The sequence below is a fragment of the Chromohalobacter israelensis DSM 3043 genome (assembly GCF_000055785.1).
GTDB classification, from domain to species: Bacteria; Pseudomonadota; Gammaproteobacteria; order Pseudomonadales; family Halomonadaceae; genus Chromohalobacter; species Chromohalobacter israelensis.
This window is the reverse complement of the sequence record NC_007963.1, coordinates 1,711,477-1,725,813: the sequence shown is the minus strand read 5'-3', so window position 1 is coordinate 1,725,813 and position 14,337 is coordinate 1,711,477. Positions and strand designations below refer to the sequence as shown.

The window sequence follows — 14,337 nt, the reverse complement described above, 5'->3', positions numbered from 1 at the left end:
ATAACGTATTTTTATGCTAAATGAATTCGGCAATTCTTTTCCACTATGGATTTCATTTACCATAGGAAAAGGTAGCAGATTTTTTATTGATTGAACGTTCAATAAAAACATTCCATAATGAGGTGGACGCCGGGTGGCACATGCACGGCCGCCACACCCGTCAGCAGAGGAGAAAGCCAGGTGCCCAAACTCGGTATGCAGCCAATACGCCGCCGTCAGCTCATCCAGGCGACACTGGAGACCATCGACGACGTCGGCCTGGCGGATGCCACGATCGCTCGTATCGCCAAGCGTGCCGGGGTATCGGCTGGCATCATCAGCCATTATTTCGGCGGCAAGGACGGGCTGCTGGAATCGGCCATGCGCCAGATTCTCTGGGATCTCGGTGACGCCGTCGCCCGACGCCGGGCACAAGGTGTCGAAAGCCCGCGTGAGCACATTCGTGCCATCATCGACGGCAACTTCGACCGCAGCCAGGTCAACAAGACCGTCATGAAAACGTGGCTGGCGTTCTGGTCGGTCAGCATGCACCGCCCCGATCTGCAGCGCCTGCAACGCGTCAACGACCGATGGCTGTATTCAAACCTCTGCCACCATTTTCGACGCTGCCTGCCGCGACCCGAAGCGCAGCAGGCGGCGCGCGGCCTGGCCGCGATGATCGACGGACTTTGGCTGCGCGGTGCCTTGGCGCCGCAAGGCATCGACGTCGACCGCGCCCGGCAACTGGCCTATGACTATGTAGAAGAGCAGCTCGCTCGGTCCACTAGTCATGCGCCGACCGATGCCTGAGCGGCATGCCCATTTTTCACTTTCACGATGCGGGAGGCCCCATGGCCACTTTCGAGACACAGAAGCTCTATATCGGTGGACGACTCGTCGACGCGACGTCGGGCGAGACCTTCGACACGATCAACCCGGTGGATGGCAGCGTGCTGGCCAGCGTCCAGCAGGCCGCACAGGCCGATGTCGACCGCGCCGTCACCTCGGCCCGCGAGGGGCAGCGCGTCTGGGCGGCCATGAGCGGCATGGAGCGTAGCCGTATCCTGCATCGCGCCGTCGCCCTGCTCCGCGAGCGCAACGACGAACTGGCGCGCCTGGAAACGCTGGATACCGGCAAGCCGATCAGCGAAACGCAAGCCGTGGACATCGTCACCGGTACCGACTCGCTGGAATACTATGCCAATCTGGCGCCCTCCATCGAAGGCACCCAGGTCCCGCTGCGCGAAGATTCGTTCTTCTACACGCGCCGCGAACCGCTGGGCGTCATCGGTGCCATCGGGGCCTGGAACTATCCCATCCAGATCGCCTGCTGGAAGTCCGCGCCGGCGCTGGCGGCGGGCAACGCCGTGGTGTTCAAGCCCAGCGAGGTCACCCCGCTGACCACCATGAAGCTGGCAGAGATCCTGACCGAAGCCGGCCTGCCGGATGGCGTGTTCAATGTCGTGCAGGGCGACGGACGCGTCGGTCAGATGCTCACCAACCATGCCGACATCGACAAGATCACCTTCACCGGTGAAGTCGGGACCGGCAAGAAGGTCATGGCCGCCGCCGCGGGATCGACGCTCAAGGAAGTCACCATGGAGCTGGGCGGCAAGTCGCCGTTGATCGTCTTCGAGGATGCCGACCTGGAACGTGCCGCCGACGCCGCGATGATGGCCAACTTCTACTCCAGCGGCCAGGTCTGCACCAACGGCACTCGCGTCTTCGTGCAGCGCTCGGTGCAGGCGGACTTCGAGGCCAAGATCAAGGAGCGTGTCGAGCGCATCAAGGCCGGCGATCCGCTGGATCCGGCGGTCAACTTCGGTCCGCTGGTCAGCTTCGAGCATCTCGAGAAGGTCCAGAGCTATATCGACCTGGGCAGCCAGGAAGGCGCTCGACTGCTGGTGGGCGGCGGTCGCTGGAACCAGGGCAATGCCGCGGGCATTGATTGGTCCAAGGGTGCGTGGGCCGCGCCGACGGTCTTTACCGATTGCCGCGACGACATGCGCATCGTGCGCGAGGAAATCTTCGGACCGGTGATGTCGATCCTGACCTTCGACGATGAAGAAGAAGTGATCCGGCGCTCCAACGACACTTCCTACGGCCTTGCCGCCGGCCTGTTCAGCGAAAGCCTGAACCGCGCGCATCGCGTCATTCATCGTCTGCAGGCCGGCATCTGCTGGATCAACACCTGGGGCGACTCGCCGGCGGAAATGCCGGTGGGCGGCTACAAGGAGTCGGGCATCGGCCGTGAAAACGGTCTCTCGTCGCTCGATCAGTACACGCAGATCAAATCGGTACAGATCGAAATGGGGCCCTTCCCCGCCGTGTTCTGATGCAACGTCCGTGGCCGGTGCCAGCCGGCCACGGATGCATTCCTGTCTTTCGTTCGACCACGTGAAGGAGGGCCGCTCATGACACAGGCTCGTGAATACGACTACATCATCATCGGGGCCGGTTCCGCCGGCAACGTACTCGCCACTCGCCTGACCGAGGATCCGGACGTCCAGGTGCTGCTGCTCGAGGCCGGCGGTCCCGACTACCGCTTCGACTTCCGCACGCAGATGCCGGCGGCGCTGGCCTACCCCCTGCAGGGCAAGCGCTACAACTGGGCGTTCGAGACCGACCCCGAACCCTACATGAACAATCGCCGCATGGAGTGCGGACGCGGCAAGGGCCTGGGCGGGTCGTCGTTGATCAACGGCATGTGCTACTTGCGCGGCAACGCGCTGGATTACGACAACTGGGCCAAGATACCGGGCCTGGAGGACTGGAACTACCTGCAGTGCCTGCCCTACTTCAAGCGCGCCGAGACCCGCGACATCGGCCCCAACGATTATCATGGCGGTGACGGCCCGGTGTCGGTGGCCACACCCAAGGAAGGCAACAACGAGCTCTACGGCGCCTTCATCCGCGCAGGCATCGAGGCCGGCTATCCGGCCACCGAGGACGTCAACGGCTATCAGCAGGAAGGCTTCGGCCCCATGGACCGCACGACGACGCCCAACGGACGTCGTGCCTCCACGGCGCGCGGCTACCTGGATATCGCCAAGCAACGCCCCAACCTGACCATCGAGACGCACGCCACGACCGATGTCATCGAATTCGAGGGCAAGCGCGCCGTCGGCGTGAGCTACGAGCGCAAGGGACAGGCCCAGCGTGTTCGCGCACGCCGCGAAGTGCTGCTGTGCGCGGGCGCCATCGCCTCGCCGCAGATCCTGCAGCGTTCCGGCGTGGGCAATCCCGAGCATCTCGAGGAATTCGACATTCCCGTGGTGCACGAGCTGCCGGGCGTCGGCGAAAACCTCCAGGATCACCTGGAAATGTACATTCAGTACGAGTGCAAGAAGCCCATTTCGCTGTACCCGGCGCTCAAGTGGTACAACCAGCCCAAGATCGGTGCCGAGTGGCTGTTTTTCGGCAAGGGCATCGGCGCCAGCAACCAGTTCGAGGCGGCCGGCTTCATTCGTACCAACGACCAGGAAGAGTGGCCCAATCTGCAGTACCACTTCTTGCCGATCGCCATCAGCTACAACGGCAAGAGCGCGGTGCAGGCCCACGGCTTCCAGGCCCACGTCGGCTCCATGCGCTCCATGAGCCGCGGTCGCATTCGCCTGACATCGCGCGACCCCAAGGCCGCGCCGAGCATCCTGTTCAACTACATGTCCCACGACAAGGATTGGCAGGAATTCCGCGACGCCATTCGCATCACGCGCGAGATCATCGAGCAGCCGACGATGGACGAGTACCGCGGCCGCGAAATCTCGCCGGGGCCGAATGTGCAAAGCGACGCCGAGCTCGACGAGTTCGTGCGCCAGCACGCCGAGACCGCCTATCACCCCGCCGGCTCCTGCAAGATGGGCAGTGCCGATGACGCGATGGCGGTGGTCGATGGTGCGGGACGCGTGCATGGCCTCGAAGGGCTGCGTGTCATCGATGCCTCGATCATGCCCGTGATCGCCACCGGCAACCTCAATGCGCCGACGATCATGATCGCCGAAAAGATGGCCGACAAGGTTCGCGGTCGCGATCCGCTGCCGCCGGCCAAGGTCGACTACTACGTGGCCAACGGTGCGCCGGCCCGCCGTCGGGCGTGACGCCTTCCGCGCCGTGAACCGCTGTCCCCACACCCGATGCCTCGGCATCGGGTGTCTTGCACTATCCTTCCTTATTTCTTGCCCATCAGCCGCTTAGGCTCCGTGCATCGTTCGCCCGAACTCGTCGCCCGGGGGAACCTCTCGTTACAATGCGGTCAATAATGCGGTATTCGCCGTTCCTCCGCCTGCGTGCGGACTGCCCCGGACACCGCCACGCCACTGCCAAAGGATCGAACCCTCGCCATGTCACACTCGCCTGCTCGTCACTCCCGCCGTCTCTGGGGCCTTCTGCTGGTCGTCGTGCTGGTCGCGCTCGCCGTGTGGTGGGTGACCGATTGGCGGCGCAGCGACCCCCAGGGCGAGCCACCGGCAGACGCAGCGCGCAACGGCGGCACGGCCGTGGCCGCCGTCGCCGCCCAGCGCGGCGACCTCGCGGTCACGGTCGGGGCGCTGGGCACGGTGCGCTCGCTGGCGAGCGTGGCCATACGCCCGCGCGTGGAAGGCGAACTGCTGGAGGTGGCATTCGAGGAAGGCGAACACGTCGAGCAGGGCCAGCTGCTGGCCACCATCGACCCGCGCGACTACCAGGCACAACTGGCCGCCGCCCAGGGACAGCTGGTTCAGGATCAGGCCCAGCTGGCCTCGGCACGCGACGATCTCGAACGTTATCAGACTCTGGTCGAGCGTCAGGCCGTGGCCCGCCAGGAACTCGAGCAGCAGCGCCAGCTGGTACGCCAGTACGAAGGCGCCGTCGCCAGCGACAAGGCCAATATCGACAGCGCTCAGGTACAGCTGGATTACACCCGCATCACCGCCCCCAGCGACGGTATCATCGGCATTCGCAACGTCGATCCCGGCAACCTGGTCGCCAGCGGCGACGACGACCCCATCGCCACGCTCGTCCAGCTCGATCCCATTTCCGTGGTGTTCTCGCTGCCCAGCCAGTACGTTCCCACCCTGCGCGAGCAGCTCGACGCCGGGGACGCGCCCACGGTCACGGCGACCACGGTGGGTGGCGAACGACTCGAGGGCCGACTGGCCAGTCTCGACAGCCAGGTCGACACCGCCACCGGCACCGTGCGGCTCCGGGCCCGCTTCGACAACGACAGGGGCCGTCTCTATCCCAGTGCATTCGTCGATGTGCGCCTGACGGTTCGCACGCTGCATGACCGTGTCATCGTGCCCGAACCGGCGGTACAGACCGGCCAGGACGGCCTGTTCGTCTACGTCGTCAACGACGACGATACGGTCAGCCGGCGCGATGTCGAGGTGAGCGCCAGCGAGAATCATCGCAGCGCACTGGTCAGTGGCGTGGCGGCGGGCGAGCGCGTGGTGGTGGACGGCATCGACAACCTGAGCGACGGTGCCGCGGTCCGCGTGGTCAGCGATGCCCTGCCCGGTGAATCCCGCGACACGGCGACCGGCGACGCCGACGCGGCGGCTCGGGACGCATCATGAACCCATCGCGTCTGTTCATCCTGCGTCCGGTCGCCACCTCGCTGGTGATGCTGGCCATCCTGATTGCGGGCGCGCTTGCCTATCGCCTGTTGAGCATCTCGTCGCTTCCCGAGGTCGACTTCCCGACCATTCAGGTCACCACGCTCTATCCCGGCGCCGGCCCGGACGTCATGCTGTCCCACGTCACCGCACCGCTGGAAGACGAGCTCGGCGAAATCGCCGGCCTTGATGCCATGAGCTCCACCAGCACCGGCGGCGCGTCGTTGATCACCCTGCGCTTCGGGCTCGACAGCGACCTCGGCGTCGCCGAGCAGGAAGTCCAGGCCGCGCTCAATCAGGCCGACACCCTGCTCCCGGACGACCTTCCCCGGCCACCGAGCTACAGCAAGGTCAACCCCGCCGACACGCCAGTGCTGACACTCGCCGTGACCTCCGACAGTCTGCCGCTGACCGAGGTGCATGATCTGGTCGATACCCGTCTGGCACAGAAACTCGCCCAGATCGGCGGCGTCGGTGAAGTCCGCCTGGCCGGCGGCAACCGCCCTGCGGTGCGCATCGACGTGGACGCACGCCGACTCGCCGCGCATGGCCTCGACCTGGCCGGCGTGCGCAATGCCGTGGAAAGCGCCAACGTCAATCAGGCCAAGGGCACCATCTACGGGCCGTATCGCGCCTACAGCATCGATGCCAACGACCAGTTGACCTCGGCGGCGGGCTATCGCGACCTGATCCTCAAGTACGAGAACGGCGCGCCCCTGCGTCTGAGCGATGTGGCCAGCATCGACGATGGGGCGGAAAACGCGCAGCTGGGCGCCTGGGCCAACGGCAAGGGCGCGATCCTGATCGATGTTCTGCGCCAACCGGGTGCCAACGTCGTCGGCGTGATCGATGACATCGAACGCGCGCTGCCCACGCTATCGGCCAGCCTGCCGGGCAGCGTCGACGTGGAGATTCTCAGCGACCGGACCACCACGATCCGCGCCGCCGTGGAGGACGTCCAGTTCGAACTGATCCTGGCCGTCGGGCTGGTCATCATGGTGACCTTCCTCTTCCTGCGCAATCTGCCGGCGACCCTGATTCCCAGTCTCGCCGTGCCGCTGTCGCTGGTGGGCACCTTCGGCGCCATGTACCTGGCGGGCTTCAGTCTCAACAACCTCACGCTGATGGCACTGACCATCGCCACCGGGTTCGTCATCGACGATGCCATCGTGGTCCTGGAGAACATCACGCGCTACCTCGAACGCGGCGAATCTCCGCTGCAAGCCGCCCTCAAGGGCTCGCGCCAGATCGCGTTCACCATTCTCTCGTTGACGGTATCGCTGCTCGCGGTTCTGATCCCGCTGCTGTTCATGAGCGGCGTAGTCGGCGTGTTGTTCCGCGAATTCGCCATGACGCTGGCGATCTCCATCGTCATTTCGGCATTCGTCTCCCTGACCCTGACGCCGATGCTGTGCGCGCGCTGGCTGCGCTCGCATGACGACGCGGTCGACGCCGAGCGACCGCCCCTGGATGACGAAGCGCTGGTCCGCAGCCGGCAAGGGCTCTTCGGCCGGCTCACCCGGGGCTATGAACGCGCCCTGGACGCGGTACTGCGCCACCAGCGTGCCACGCTATGGGTCGCCCTGGGCACGTTCGCGCTGACGGCGGTGCTCTTCTGGCTGGTGCCCAAGCAACTCTTTCCGGTCCAGGATACCGGTACGCTGCGCGGGGTCACCACGGCCACCCAGTCGACGTCATACCAGGCCATGGCGGCCCGTCAGCAGGCGCTGGCCGCGCGTCTGATGGACGACCCCGCAGTGGCCAACATCGCCTCGAGCGTGGGTATCGACGGCACCAACACCACCCTCAACGGCGGGCGCCTGCAAATCGACCTGGTCGATCTCGGGGCACGCGATGCCAGCCTCGACGCCATCATCGCGCGGCTTGACGCCGCCGCCGCGGATGTTCCCGGGATCGACCTGGCTCTGACGCCGGTACAGGACCTGACGCTGGAGGACACCGTCAGCCGCTACCCTTACCAGTTCGCCCTGACGCAAGGCGACCGCGAACGTCTGGCCAAGGACGTCGCCGCCATGACCGAGCGTCTCCAGGATTCGCCGGCCATCGCCCATGTCGCCACCGACCTGCAAAACGCGGGACGCAAGCTCGAGGTCAGTATCGACCGGGAACGCGCCAGTCGCCTGGGCGTATCGGTGGCCGACATCGACGACGCACTCTACGATGCCTTCGGCCAGCGCCTGATCTCGACCATCTTCACGCAATCCAACCAGTACCGCGTCGTGCTGGGCGCCACGCAGGCCAACGCCGAGGGGCCCGAGGCCCTGGAGCGGCTCTACGTGAGCGGCAGCGATGACGCCATGATTCCCCTGTCGAGTCTGGTCAGCGTCGAGGAAGCCCCCACCGCCCTGTCGCGCCAGCGGCTCAACCAGTTCCCCTCGGCGCTGATGTCATTCGCACCGGCCGCGGACCATTCGCTGTCCGAGGCTTTCGCCGCCGTGGAAGCCGCCCGTGACGACGTGCTGGCCGCCGATACCCGGCTCGATTTCCGCGGTACGGCCCTGGCGTTCACCACCTCGACGCGCGACACGCTATGGCTGATCGCCGCGGCCATCGTGACCATGTACATCGTGCTCGGCGTGCTCTATGAAAGCTATATCCATCCGTTGACGATTCTTTCCACCCTGCCCTCGGCGGCCATCGGCGCGCTGCTCGCCCTCATGCTCAGCCAAAGTGCCCTGGGCATGGTCGCCGTGATCGGCATCATCCTGCTGATCGGCATCGTCAAGAAAAACGCCATCATGATGATCGACTTCGCGCTCGAGGCGCAGCGCGAGCAAGGCATGTCCGCCGCACGCGCCATTCATAGCGCCGCATTGCTGCGTTTCCGGCCGATCATGATGACCACCTTCGCCGCCCTGCTCGGGGCACTGCCGCTGATGCTGGCCAGCGGCTACGGCGCCGAGCTGCGGCGGCCGCTGGGCATGACCATGGTCGGCGGACTGTTGCTCAGCCAGTTGCTGACGCTGTTCACCACGCCCGTGATCTACCTCTTCTTCGACCGGCTCGCCGAGCGCTGGCACGACCGCCGGCAACGCCGCGAACGCACGCACGGAGCGAGCTCTTGAGCGTTTCCAGCCCCTTCGTGAGACGTCCGGTCGCCACCACGCTGCTGGCCCTGGGCATCGTGCTGCTGGGCCTGCTGGCGTACCAGCGACTGCCCGTGGCGCCGCTGCCCAACGTGTCGTTCCCCACCATCGTGGTCAGCGCCAACCTTTCCGGCGCCAACCCGGAAACCATGGCGTCCACCGTGGCCACGCCGCTGGAGCGTTCGCTGGGCCGCATCGCGGGCATCTCGCAGATGACCTCGAGCAGCTCCGACGGGTCGACGCGCATCATCGTGCAATTCGATCTCGACAAGGACATCAACGTCGCCGCACGCGAGGTGCAGGCCGCCATCAACAATGCCCAGCCCCTGCTGCCCAGCGGCATGACCAGCCGTCCCAGCTACCGCAAGATGAACCCGGCGGCGGCGCCGATCATGATTCTCTCGGTGACGTCGGACACCTTGCCCACCAGCGAGCTCTACCGGCTCGCCGACGAGCGCATCGCCCCGCCGATCCTGCAGGTGCCCGGTGTCGGTGACGTCAATGTCGGCGGCAGTTCCTCGCCGGCGGTACGCGTGTCGCTCGACCCGCGTCGCCTCGAGCATGCCGGCGTCTCGCTGACGGCCGTGGCCAATGCGATCCGCAGCGCCACCACCAGCACGCCCACGGGCTTCGTGGCCTCGCCTGCCAGCCGCTGGGAGGTCGACACCGACTCGCAGCTCATGCGCGCCGCGGCCTTCGAGGATCTCGTCGTGGCCCGTGGCGAGGATGGCGCCGTCATGCACCTGGGGGACGTCGCCGACCTCGAGGACGGCGTGGAGGACCGCTACAACGTCGGCTTCCAGAACGACCAGCCCGCCGTGCTCCTGGTGATCAGCGCCAGCAGTGGCGCCAATGTCATCGAGACCATCGCCGGCATTCGCGAGCGCATGGCGACGCTCGAAAGCCAGTTGCCGCAGAGCGCGTCGCTGAGCGTGCAGCTCGATCGGGCACCGGGCATTCGTGCCTCGCTGCACGAAACCCAGCTCACGCTGATGCTGGCCATCGCGCTGGTGGTGCTGGTGGTGTTCCTGTTCCTGCGCAATGCCCGTGCCACCTTGATTCCCAGCCTGGCGATACCGGTCTCGCTGATCGGCACCTTCGCGATGATGCATGTCATGGGCTTCTCGCTGGACACGCTGTCGTTGATGGCCTTGATCGTGTCGATCGGCTTTCTGGTCGACGATGCCATCGTGGTGGTCGAAAACATCGCCCGCCACATCGAGCGCGACATGCCGCCCTTGCGTGCCGCGCTGCAAGGGGCTCGCGAAGTCGGCTTCACGGTGACCTCGATGAGCGTGTCGCTGGTCGCGGTCTTCGTGCCGCTGCTCTTCTTGGGCGGGTTCATCGGACGCATGTTCTTCGAGTTCGCCATGACGCTGTCACTGGCGGTACTGGTCTCGCTGGTCGTCTCGCTGACGTTAACCCCCATGCTCTGCGCGCGCTGGTTGCGTCCCGTTCGTCGGCGTCGCACACCGGGGTGGGAGCGAGCTCTGCTCGCTTGCGGACGAGGCGCCCAGCGCCTCTACGACCGCAGCCTGGATGTCGCTCTGCGTCACCGCCGACTGACGCTTCTCTCGCTGGTCGGCGTCATCGTGCTCAATGGTTATCTCTACGCCGTCGTGGACAAGGGGTTCATTCCCCAGCAGGACACCGGTCGGCTGATCGGTTTCGTACGCGGCGACCAGAGCCTGTCGTTCGATGCCATGTCGGACAAGTTGCGCACCATTCGCGAACGCCTGGCCAGCGCGCCCGAGGTCCACAGTGTGCTGGGCTTCATGGGCGGACGCGGCGGCGGTGCCTCCGCCACGCTCTTCGTCACGCTGAAAGACGGGCACACGCAGGGCACGCAGGCGGTCGGCAATCGCCTGGCGGCCTCGGTGGGCGACCTGCCCGGGGTCAGCACCTCGATGATGGCCCTCCAGGACATCCGCATCGGCGGTCGCCAGAACACGGGCACGCAGTACGAGATCACGCTCAAGAGCGACGACCTCGAACTGCTCGATACCTGGTCGCGACGGATCGGCGACACCCTGCGCGGTCTCGAGGGCCTGACCGGGGTCGACAGCGACAACCGGGGCGAGGGACAGGCCGTGGAGCTGGTCGTCGATCGCGATACCGCCCGCCGGCTGGGCGTCGACATGCAGGACGTGGACACTCTGCTCGGCAACGCCTTCGCCCAGCGCAGCATCGCCAGCCTTTACGATGCCGACAACCAGCGCTACGTGATTCTCGAGGTGGATGCCGACCATCGTCAGGCGCCGGAAGCCATCTCGCGCCTGCATGTCATCAACGAGGCCGGCGACTCGATCCCCGTGTCGGCGTTCAGCCACCTCGAACAAAGCACCAGCCCGGTCAGCGTCAATCATCAGGGCCAGTTCGCCTCGTCCACGGTGTCGTTCAATCTGGCGGAAGGCGTTTCCCTGGGCGAAGCGACCGAACGGATCCGTCAGGCGGTGAACGACCTGCGCCCCCCGACCGCACTGCAGGTGGATTTCGAAGGCAGCGCGGCGACCTTCCAGAGCGGCATGCAAGCCATGCCGTGGCTGATACTGGCCGCGCTGGTCACCGTCTACCTGGTGCTGGGGATTCTCTACGAAAGCTACATCCACCCGCTGACGATTCTGTCGACGCTGCCCTCGGCAGGGGTCGGCGCCCTGCTCGCGCTGATGCTGCTGGATACCCCGTTCACGCTCATCGCCCTGATCGGCATCATCCTGCTGATCGGCGTGGTCAAGAAAAACGCCATCATGCTGGTCGACTTCGCGGTGAGCGCCGAGCGCGAACGCGGCCTCGACGCGCTCGAGGCGGTCCGCGAAGCGGCACTGGTCCGCTTTCGTCCGATCATGATGACCACGCTGGCCGCCATCCTGGGCGCGGTGCCCCTGCTGCTGGGCACCGACGAGAACGCCGCCCTGCGTGCGCCGCTGGGCATCACCATCATCGGTGGTCTGATCCTCAGCCAGGTGCTCACGCTCTACACCACTCCCGTGGTCTACCTCTACCTCGACCGGCTGCATCGTCGCCTGCGGCCCGCTCGCCTCGACGCGACGCCAAACGAGGCGCCACCGGCATGCGTCGGGCAGCGCTGACTGTCTTGGGCGGGCAGCGCTGCATCATCTTCCACCTTGGATGACTAGTCGCGACGCGATGAGTGCGCTAGGCTGAATTCAAACGCTCGTTAGAATTCATTCAGGGAGAGTCCGCATGTTGGAACTACTGCTCATCATCGTGGCACTGGCAGGCCTCGTGTGGGTCATGCGTCGCGAGGCGGGCGCCTTGCCGGCGCTCGGGGTGCTGGCGGTTCTCGGTCTCATCGGCGTCGTCTTCGGCGCGGTGACGGTCGGCATCCTGCTGTGGCTGGGCGCCGCCGCCGTCGCGGCATGCGGATTGCCCACGCTACGTCGCCGCTGGCTGACCCCGCGGCTGTTCGCCGCGTTCGACAAGGCCGCCCCCAAGGTCTCGGAAACCGAGCGCACCGCGCTGGAAGCCGGTAGCGTGGCCTGGGATGGCGAGTTGTTCTCGGGCCGTCCGCAGTGGCAACGTCTGCTGGACTTTCGCAACGCCGGCCTGAGCGAGGAAGAACGTGCCTTCGTCGATCACCAGTGCTCGGTGGCCGCCGGCATGTGCAACGCCTGGGAGATCGCCCGCGAGCGCGCCGACCTGCCCCCCGAGCTGTGGGAATACCTCAAGCGCGAGGGATTCTTCGGCATGATCATTCCCAAGCGTTACGGCGGGCTGGAATTCTCCGCCAAGGCCCAGTCGGCCGTGCTGCAGAAGCTGGCGGTCAACGAGACGCTGATGGTCACGGTGGGCGTACCCAATTCGCTGGGGCCGGGCGAGCTGTTGCTCAAGTACGGGACCGAGGAACAGAAGAATCATTACCTGCCGCGCCTGGCGGACGGCCGCGAGATTCCCTGCTTCGGGCTGACCGGGCCTCGGGCGGGAAGCGACGCCACCTCGCTGCCGGATGTCGGTATCGTCTGCCGGGGCCAGTACAATGGCCAGGAGGTCCTGGGGCTCAAGCTCACCTTCGAGAAGCGCTGGATCACCCTGGCCCCCATCGCCACCGTGGTGGGTCTGGCGTTTCGCATGTTCGACCCCGACGGCCTGCTCGGCGATACCTCGGACCTCGGCATCACCTGCGCGCTGATTCCGCGCGACACCCCGGGCATGGATATCGGCCGCCGCCATCATCCCATCGGCAGCCCCTTCATGAACGGGCCGATTCGCGGCAAGGACGTGTTCATCCCCCTGGAGTGGATCATCGGCGGGCCCGACATGGCGGGTCAGGGCTGGCGCATGCTCGTCGAATGCCTCTCCGTGGGACGCTGCATCACCCTGCCTTCCGGGGCCTCGGGCATCGGCCGCTATGCCGTGGGCTGGGCCGGCGGTTTCACCCGTATCCGCCGCCAGTTCAACCTCCCCGTCGCCGACATGGAAGGCGTGCAGGAGCCCCTGGCACGCATCGCCGCCCACGCCTATATCGCCCAGGCGGCCGTCATGCAGACCGCCAATACCATCGATCACGGCGTCAAGCCGGCGGTTCCCTCGGCGATTCTCAAGAGCCAGTTGACCGAATTCCAGCGCAGCATGCTGGCCGACGCCATGGACGTGCACGGCGGCCGCACGGTGACGCTGGGTCCGCGCAACTATCTAGGCATCGCCTACTCCGCCAACCCGGTCTCGATCACCGTGGAAGGCGCCAACATCATGACCCGCAACCTGATGATCTTCGGCCAGGGGGCGATACGCTGCCATCCCTATGTACTCGATGAGCTGGCCGCCAAGGACGACAATGATCTCGCCGCTTTCGACAAGGCCATTTTCGGACACGCAGGCATGGTGTTCGGCAATGCCGCACGGGCCTTCACGCAAGGCCTGGGAATCGGCAAGTCCAGGGTCCCCTTCGACGAGGTCGCCGCGCCTTACGCCCAGGAAGTCTCGCGCCTGGCGTCGGCATTCGGGCTGTGCGCCGATGCCGCCATGGCCAGCCTCGGCTCGGGGCTGAAGAAACGGGAAATGCTCTCGGCGCGCCTGGGCGACGTGCTCTCGAACTTGTATCTGGCCTCGATGCTGATCAAGCAATGGCACGAGTCGGAGAGCGTCGAGCACGAGGCAGCATTGATGCATTACAGCTGCCGCACCCTGCTCTATCGTGCCGAACAGGCCTTCACGGAACTCTTCGACAACCTGCCCAACCGCGCGCTGGCGATGACGCTCTCCGCCGTCGCGCTACCGCTGGGGCGTCGCTGGCACAAGCCACAGGACCGGTTCACCCGCGACATCGCACGGGCCATTTCCACCGACAGCGCCTTGCGCCACAAGTTGACCGCCGATACCTGGAACACCCAGGAAGCCGGCCAACGCGACAATCCGCTGGCTCGCTACAATGCCCTGCTCGCCGACAGCGAACGTGCCGAACCGCTCTACCGGCGCATTGCCAAGGCCTACAGCCAGGGAGAACTGCCCGCCGAGGCCCTGCATCCCGAACAGCGTGTCGAGGCGGCCTGGGAGGCCGGCCTGATCGAGGAAGACGACGCCATCTTCATGCGGCGCTTCGAGCGCGAGGTACTGGACATGCTCAGCGTCGACGACTTCGCCTTCGACGCCTTCGCCACCGACAAGGACCGTGTGGTCTGGCACACGACATAGCCTGA

General features: G+C 65.8%; 7 protein-coding genes. All 7 read left to right on the top strand.

Annotation, left to right across the window (positions count from 1 at the left end; all coding sequences use genetic code 11):
- Window positions 1-180: 180 nt before the first annotated feature.
- The 7 genes from betI (at window position 181) to CSAL_RS07665 (ending at window position 14,332) form a co-directional block, all read left to right on the top strand.
- A complete protein-coding gene (betI, locus tag CSAL_RS07695; protein ID WP_179152067.1) occupies window positions 181-789 on the top strand; it encodes a transcriptional regulator BetI in 609 nt (202 codons plus the stop codon).
- 41 nt (window positions 790-830) lie between these two features.
- Window positions 831-2,315, top strand: coding sequence for a betaine-aldehyde dehydrogenase (betB, locus tag CSAL_RS07690; RefSeq protein ID WP_011506814.1), 1,485 nt, complete (start codon window positions 831-833; stop codon window positions 2,313-2,315).
- A 78-nt stretch (window positions 2,316-2,393) separates the two neighbouring features.
- Window positions 2,394-4,076, top strand: coding sequence for a choline dehydrogenase (gene betA, locus CSAL_RS07685; RefSeq protein WP_011506813.1), 1,683 nt, complete (start codon window positions 2,394-2,396; stop codon window positions 4,074-4,076).
- A 243-nt stretch (window positions 4,077-4,319) separates the two neighbouring features.
- The gene (locus CSAL_RS07680; protein ID WP_011506812.1) at window positions 4,320-5,534 is read left to right on the top strand and encodes an efflux RND transporter periplasmic adaptor subunit; all 1,215 of its coding nucleotides are present in this window, start codon (window positions 4,320-4,322) and stop codon (window positions 5,532-5,534) included.
- Entirely contained in the window at window positions 5,531-8,659 is a 3,129-nt protein-coding gene (locus tag CSAL_RS07675; protein ID WP_011506811.1) for an efflux RND transporter permease subunit, read from the top strand. The genes CSAL_RS07680 and CSAL_RS07675 overlap by 4 nt, the downstream gene beginning before the upstream one ends.
- Window positions 8,656-11,769 carry an efflux RND transporter permease subunit gene (locus tag CSAL_RS07670; protein ID WP_011506810.1) on the top strand — a complete coding sequence of 1,038 codons (3,114 nt, stop codon included), beginning with the start codon at window positions 8,656-8,658 and terminating at the stop codon, window positions 11,767-11,769. Before CSAL_RS07675 ends, CSAL_RS07670 begins: the two co-directional genes overlap by 4 nt.
- A 115-nt stretch (window positions 11,770-11,884) precedes the next feature.
- A complete protein-coding gene (locus CSAL_RS07665; RefSeq protein WP_011506809.1) occupies window positions 11,885-14,332 on the top strand; it encodes an acyl-CoA dehydrogenase in 2,448 nt (815 codons plus the stop codon).
- Window positions 14,333-14,337: the final 5 nt, after the last annotated feature.

Bases quoted from the DNA above. Each gene is read 5' to 3' on its own strand.
- betB (WP_011506814.1), top strand. From the start codon at position 831: ATGGCCACTTTCGAGACACAGAAGCTCTATATCGGTGGACGACTCGTC.
- betA (WP_011506813.1), top strand. From the start codon at position 2,394: ATGACACAGGCTCGTGAATACGACTACATCATCATCGGGGCCGGTTCC.
- CSAL_RS07680 (WP_011506812.1), top strand. From the start codon at position 4,320: ATGTCACACTCGCCTGCTCGTCACTCCCGCCGTCTCTGGGGCCTTCTG.
- CSAL_RS07675 (WP_011506811.1), top strand. From the start codon at position 5,531: ATGAACCCATCGCGTCTGTTCATCCTGCGTCCGGTCGCCACCTCGCTG.
- CSAL_RS07665 (WP_011506809.1), top strand. From the start codon at position 11,885: ATGTTGGAACTACTGCTCATCATCGTGGCACTGGCAGGCCTCGTGTGG.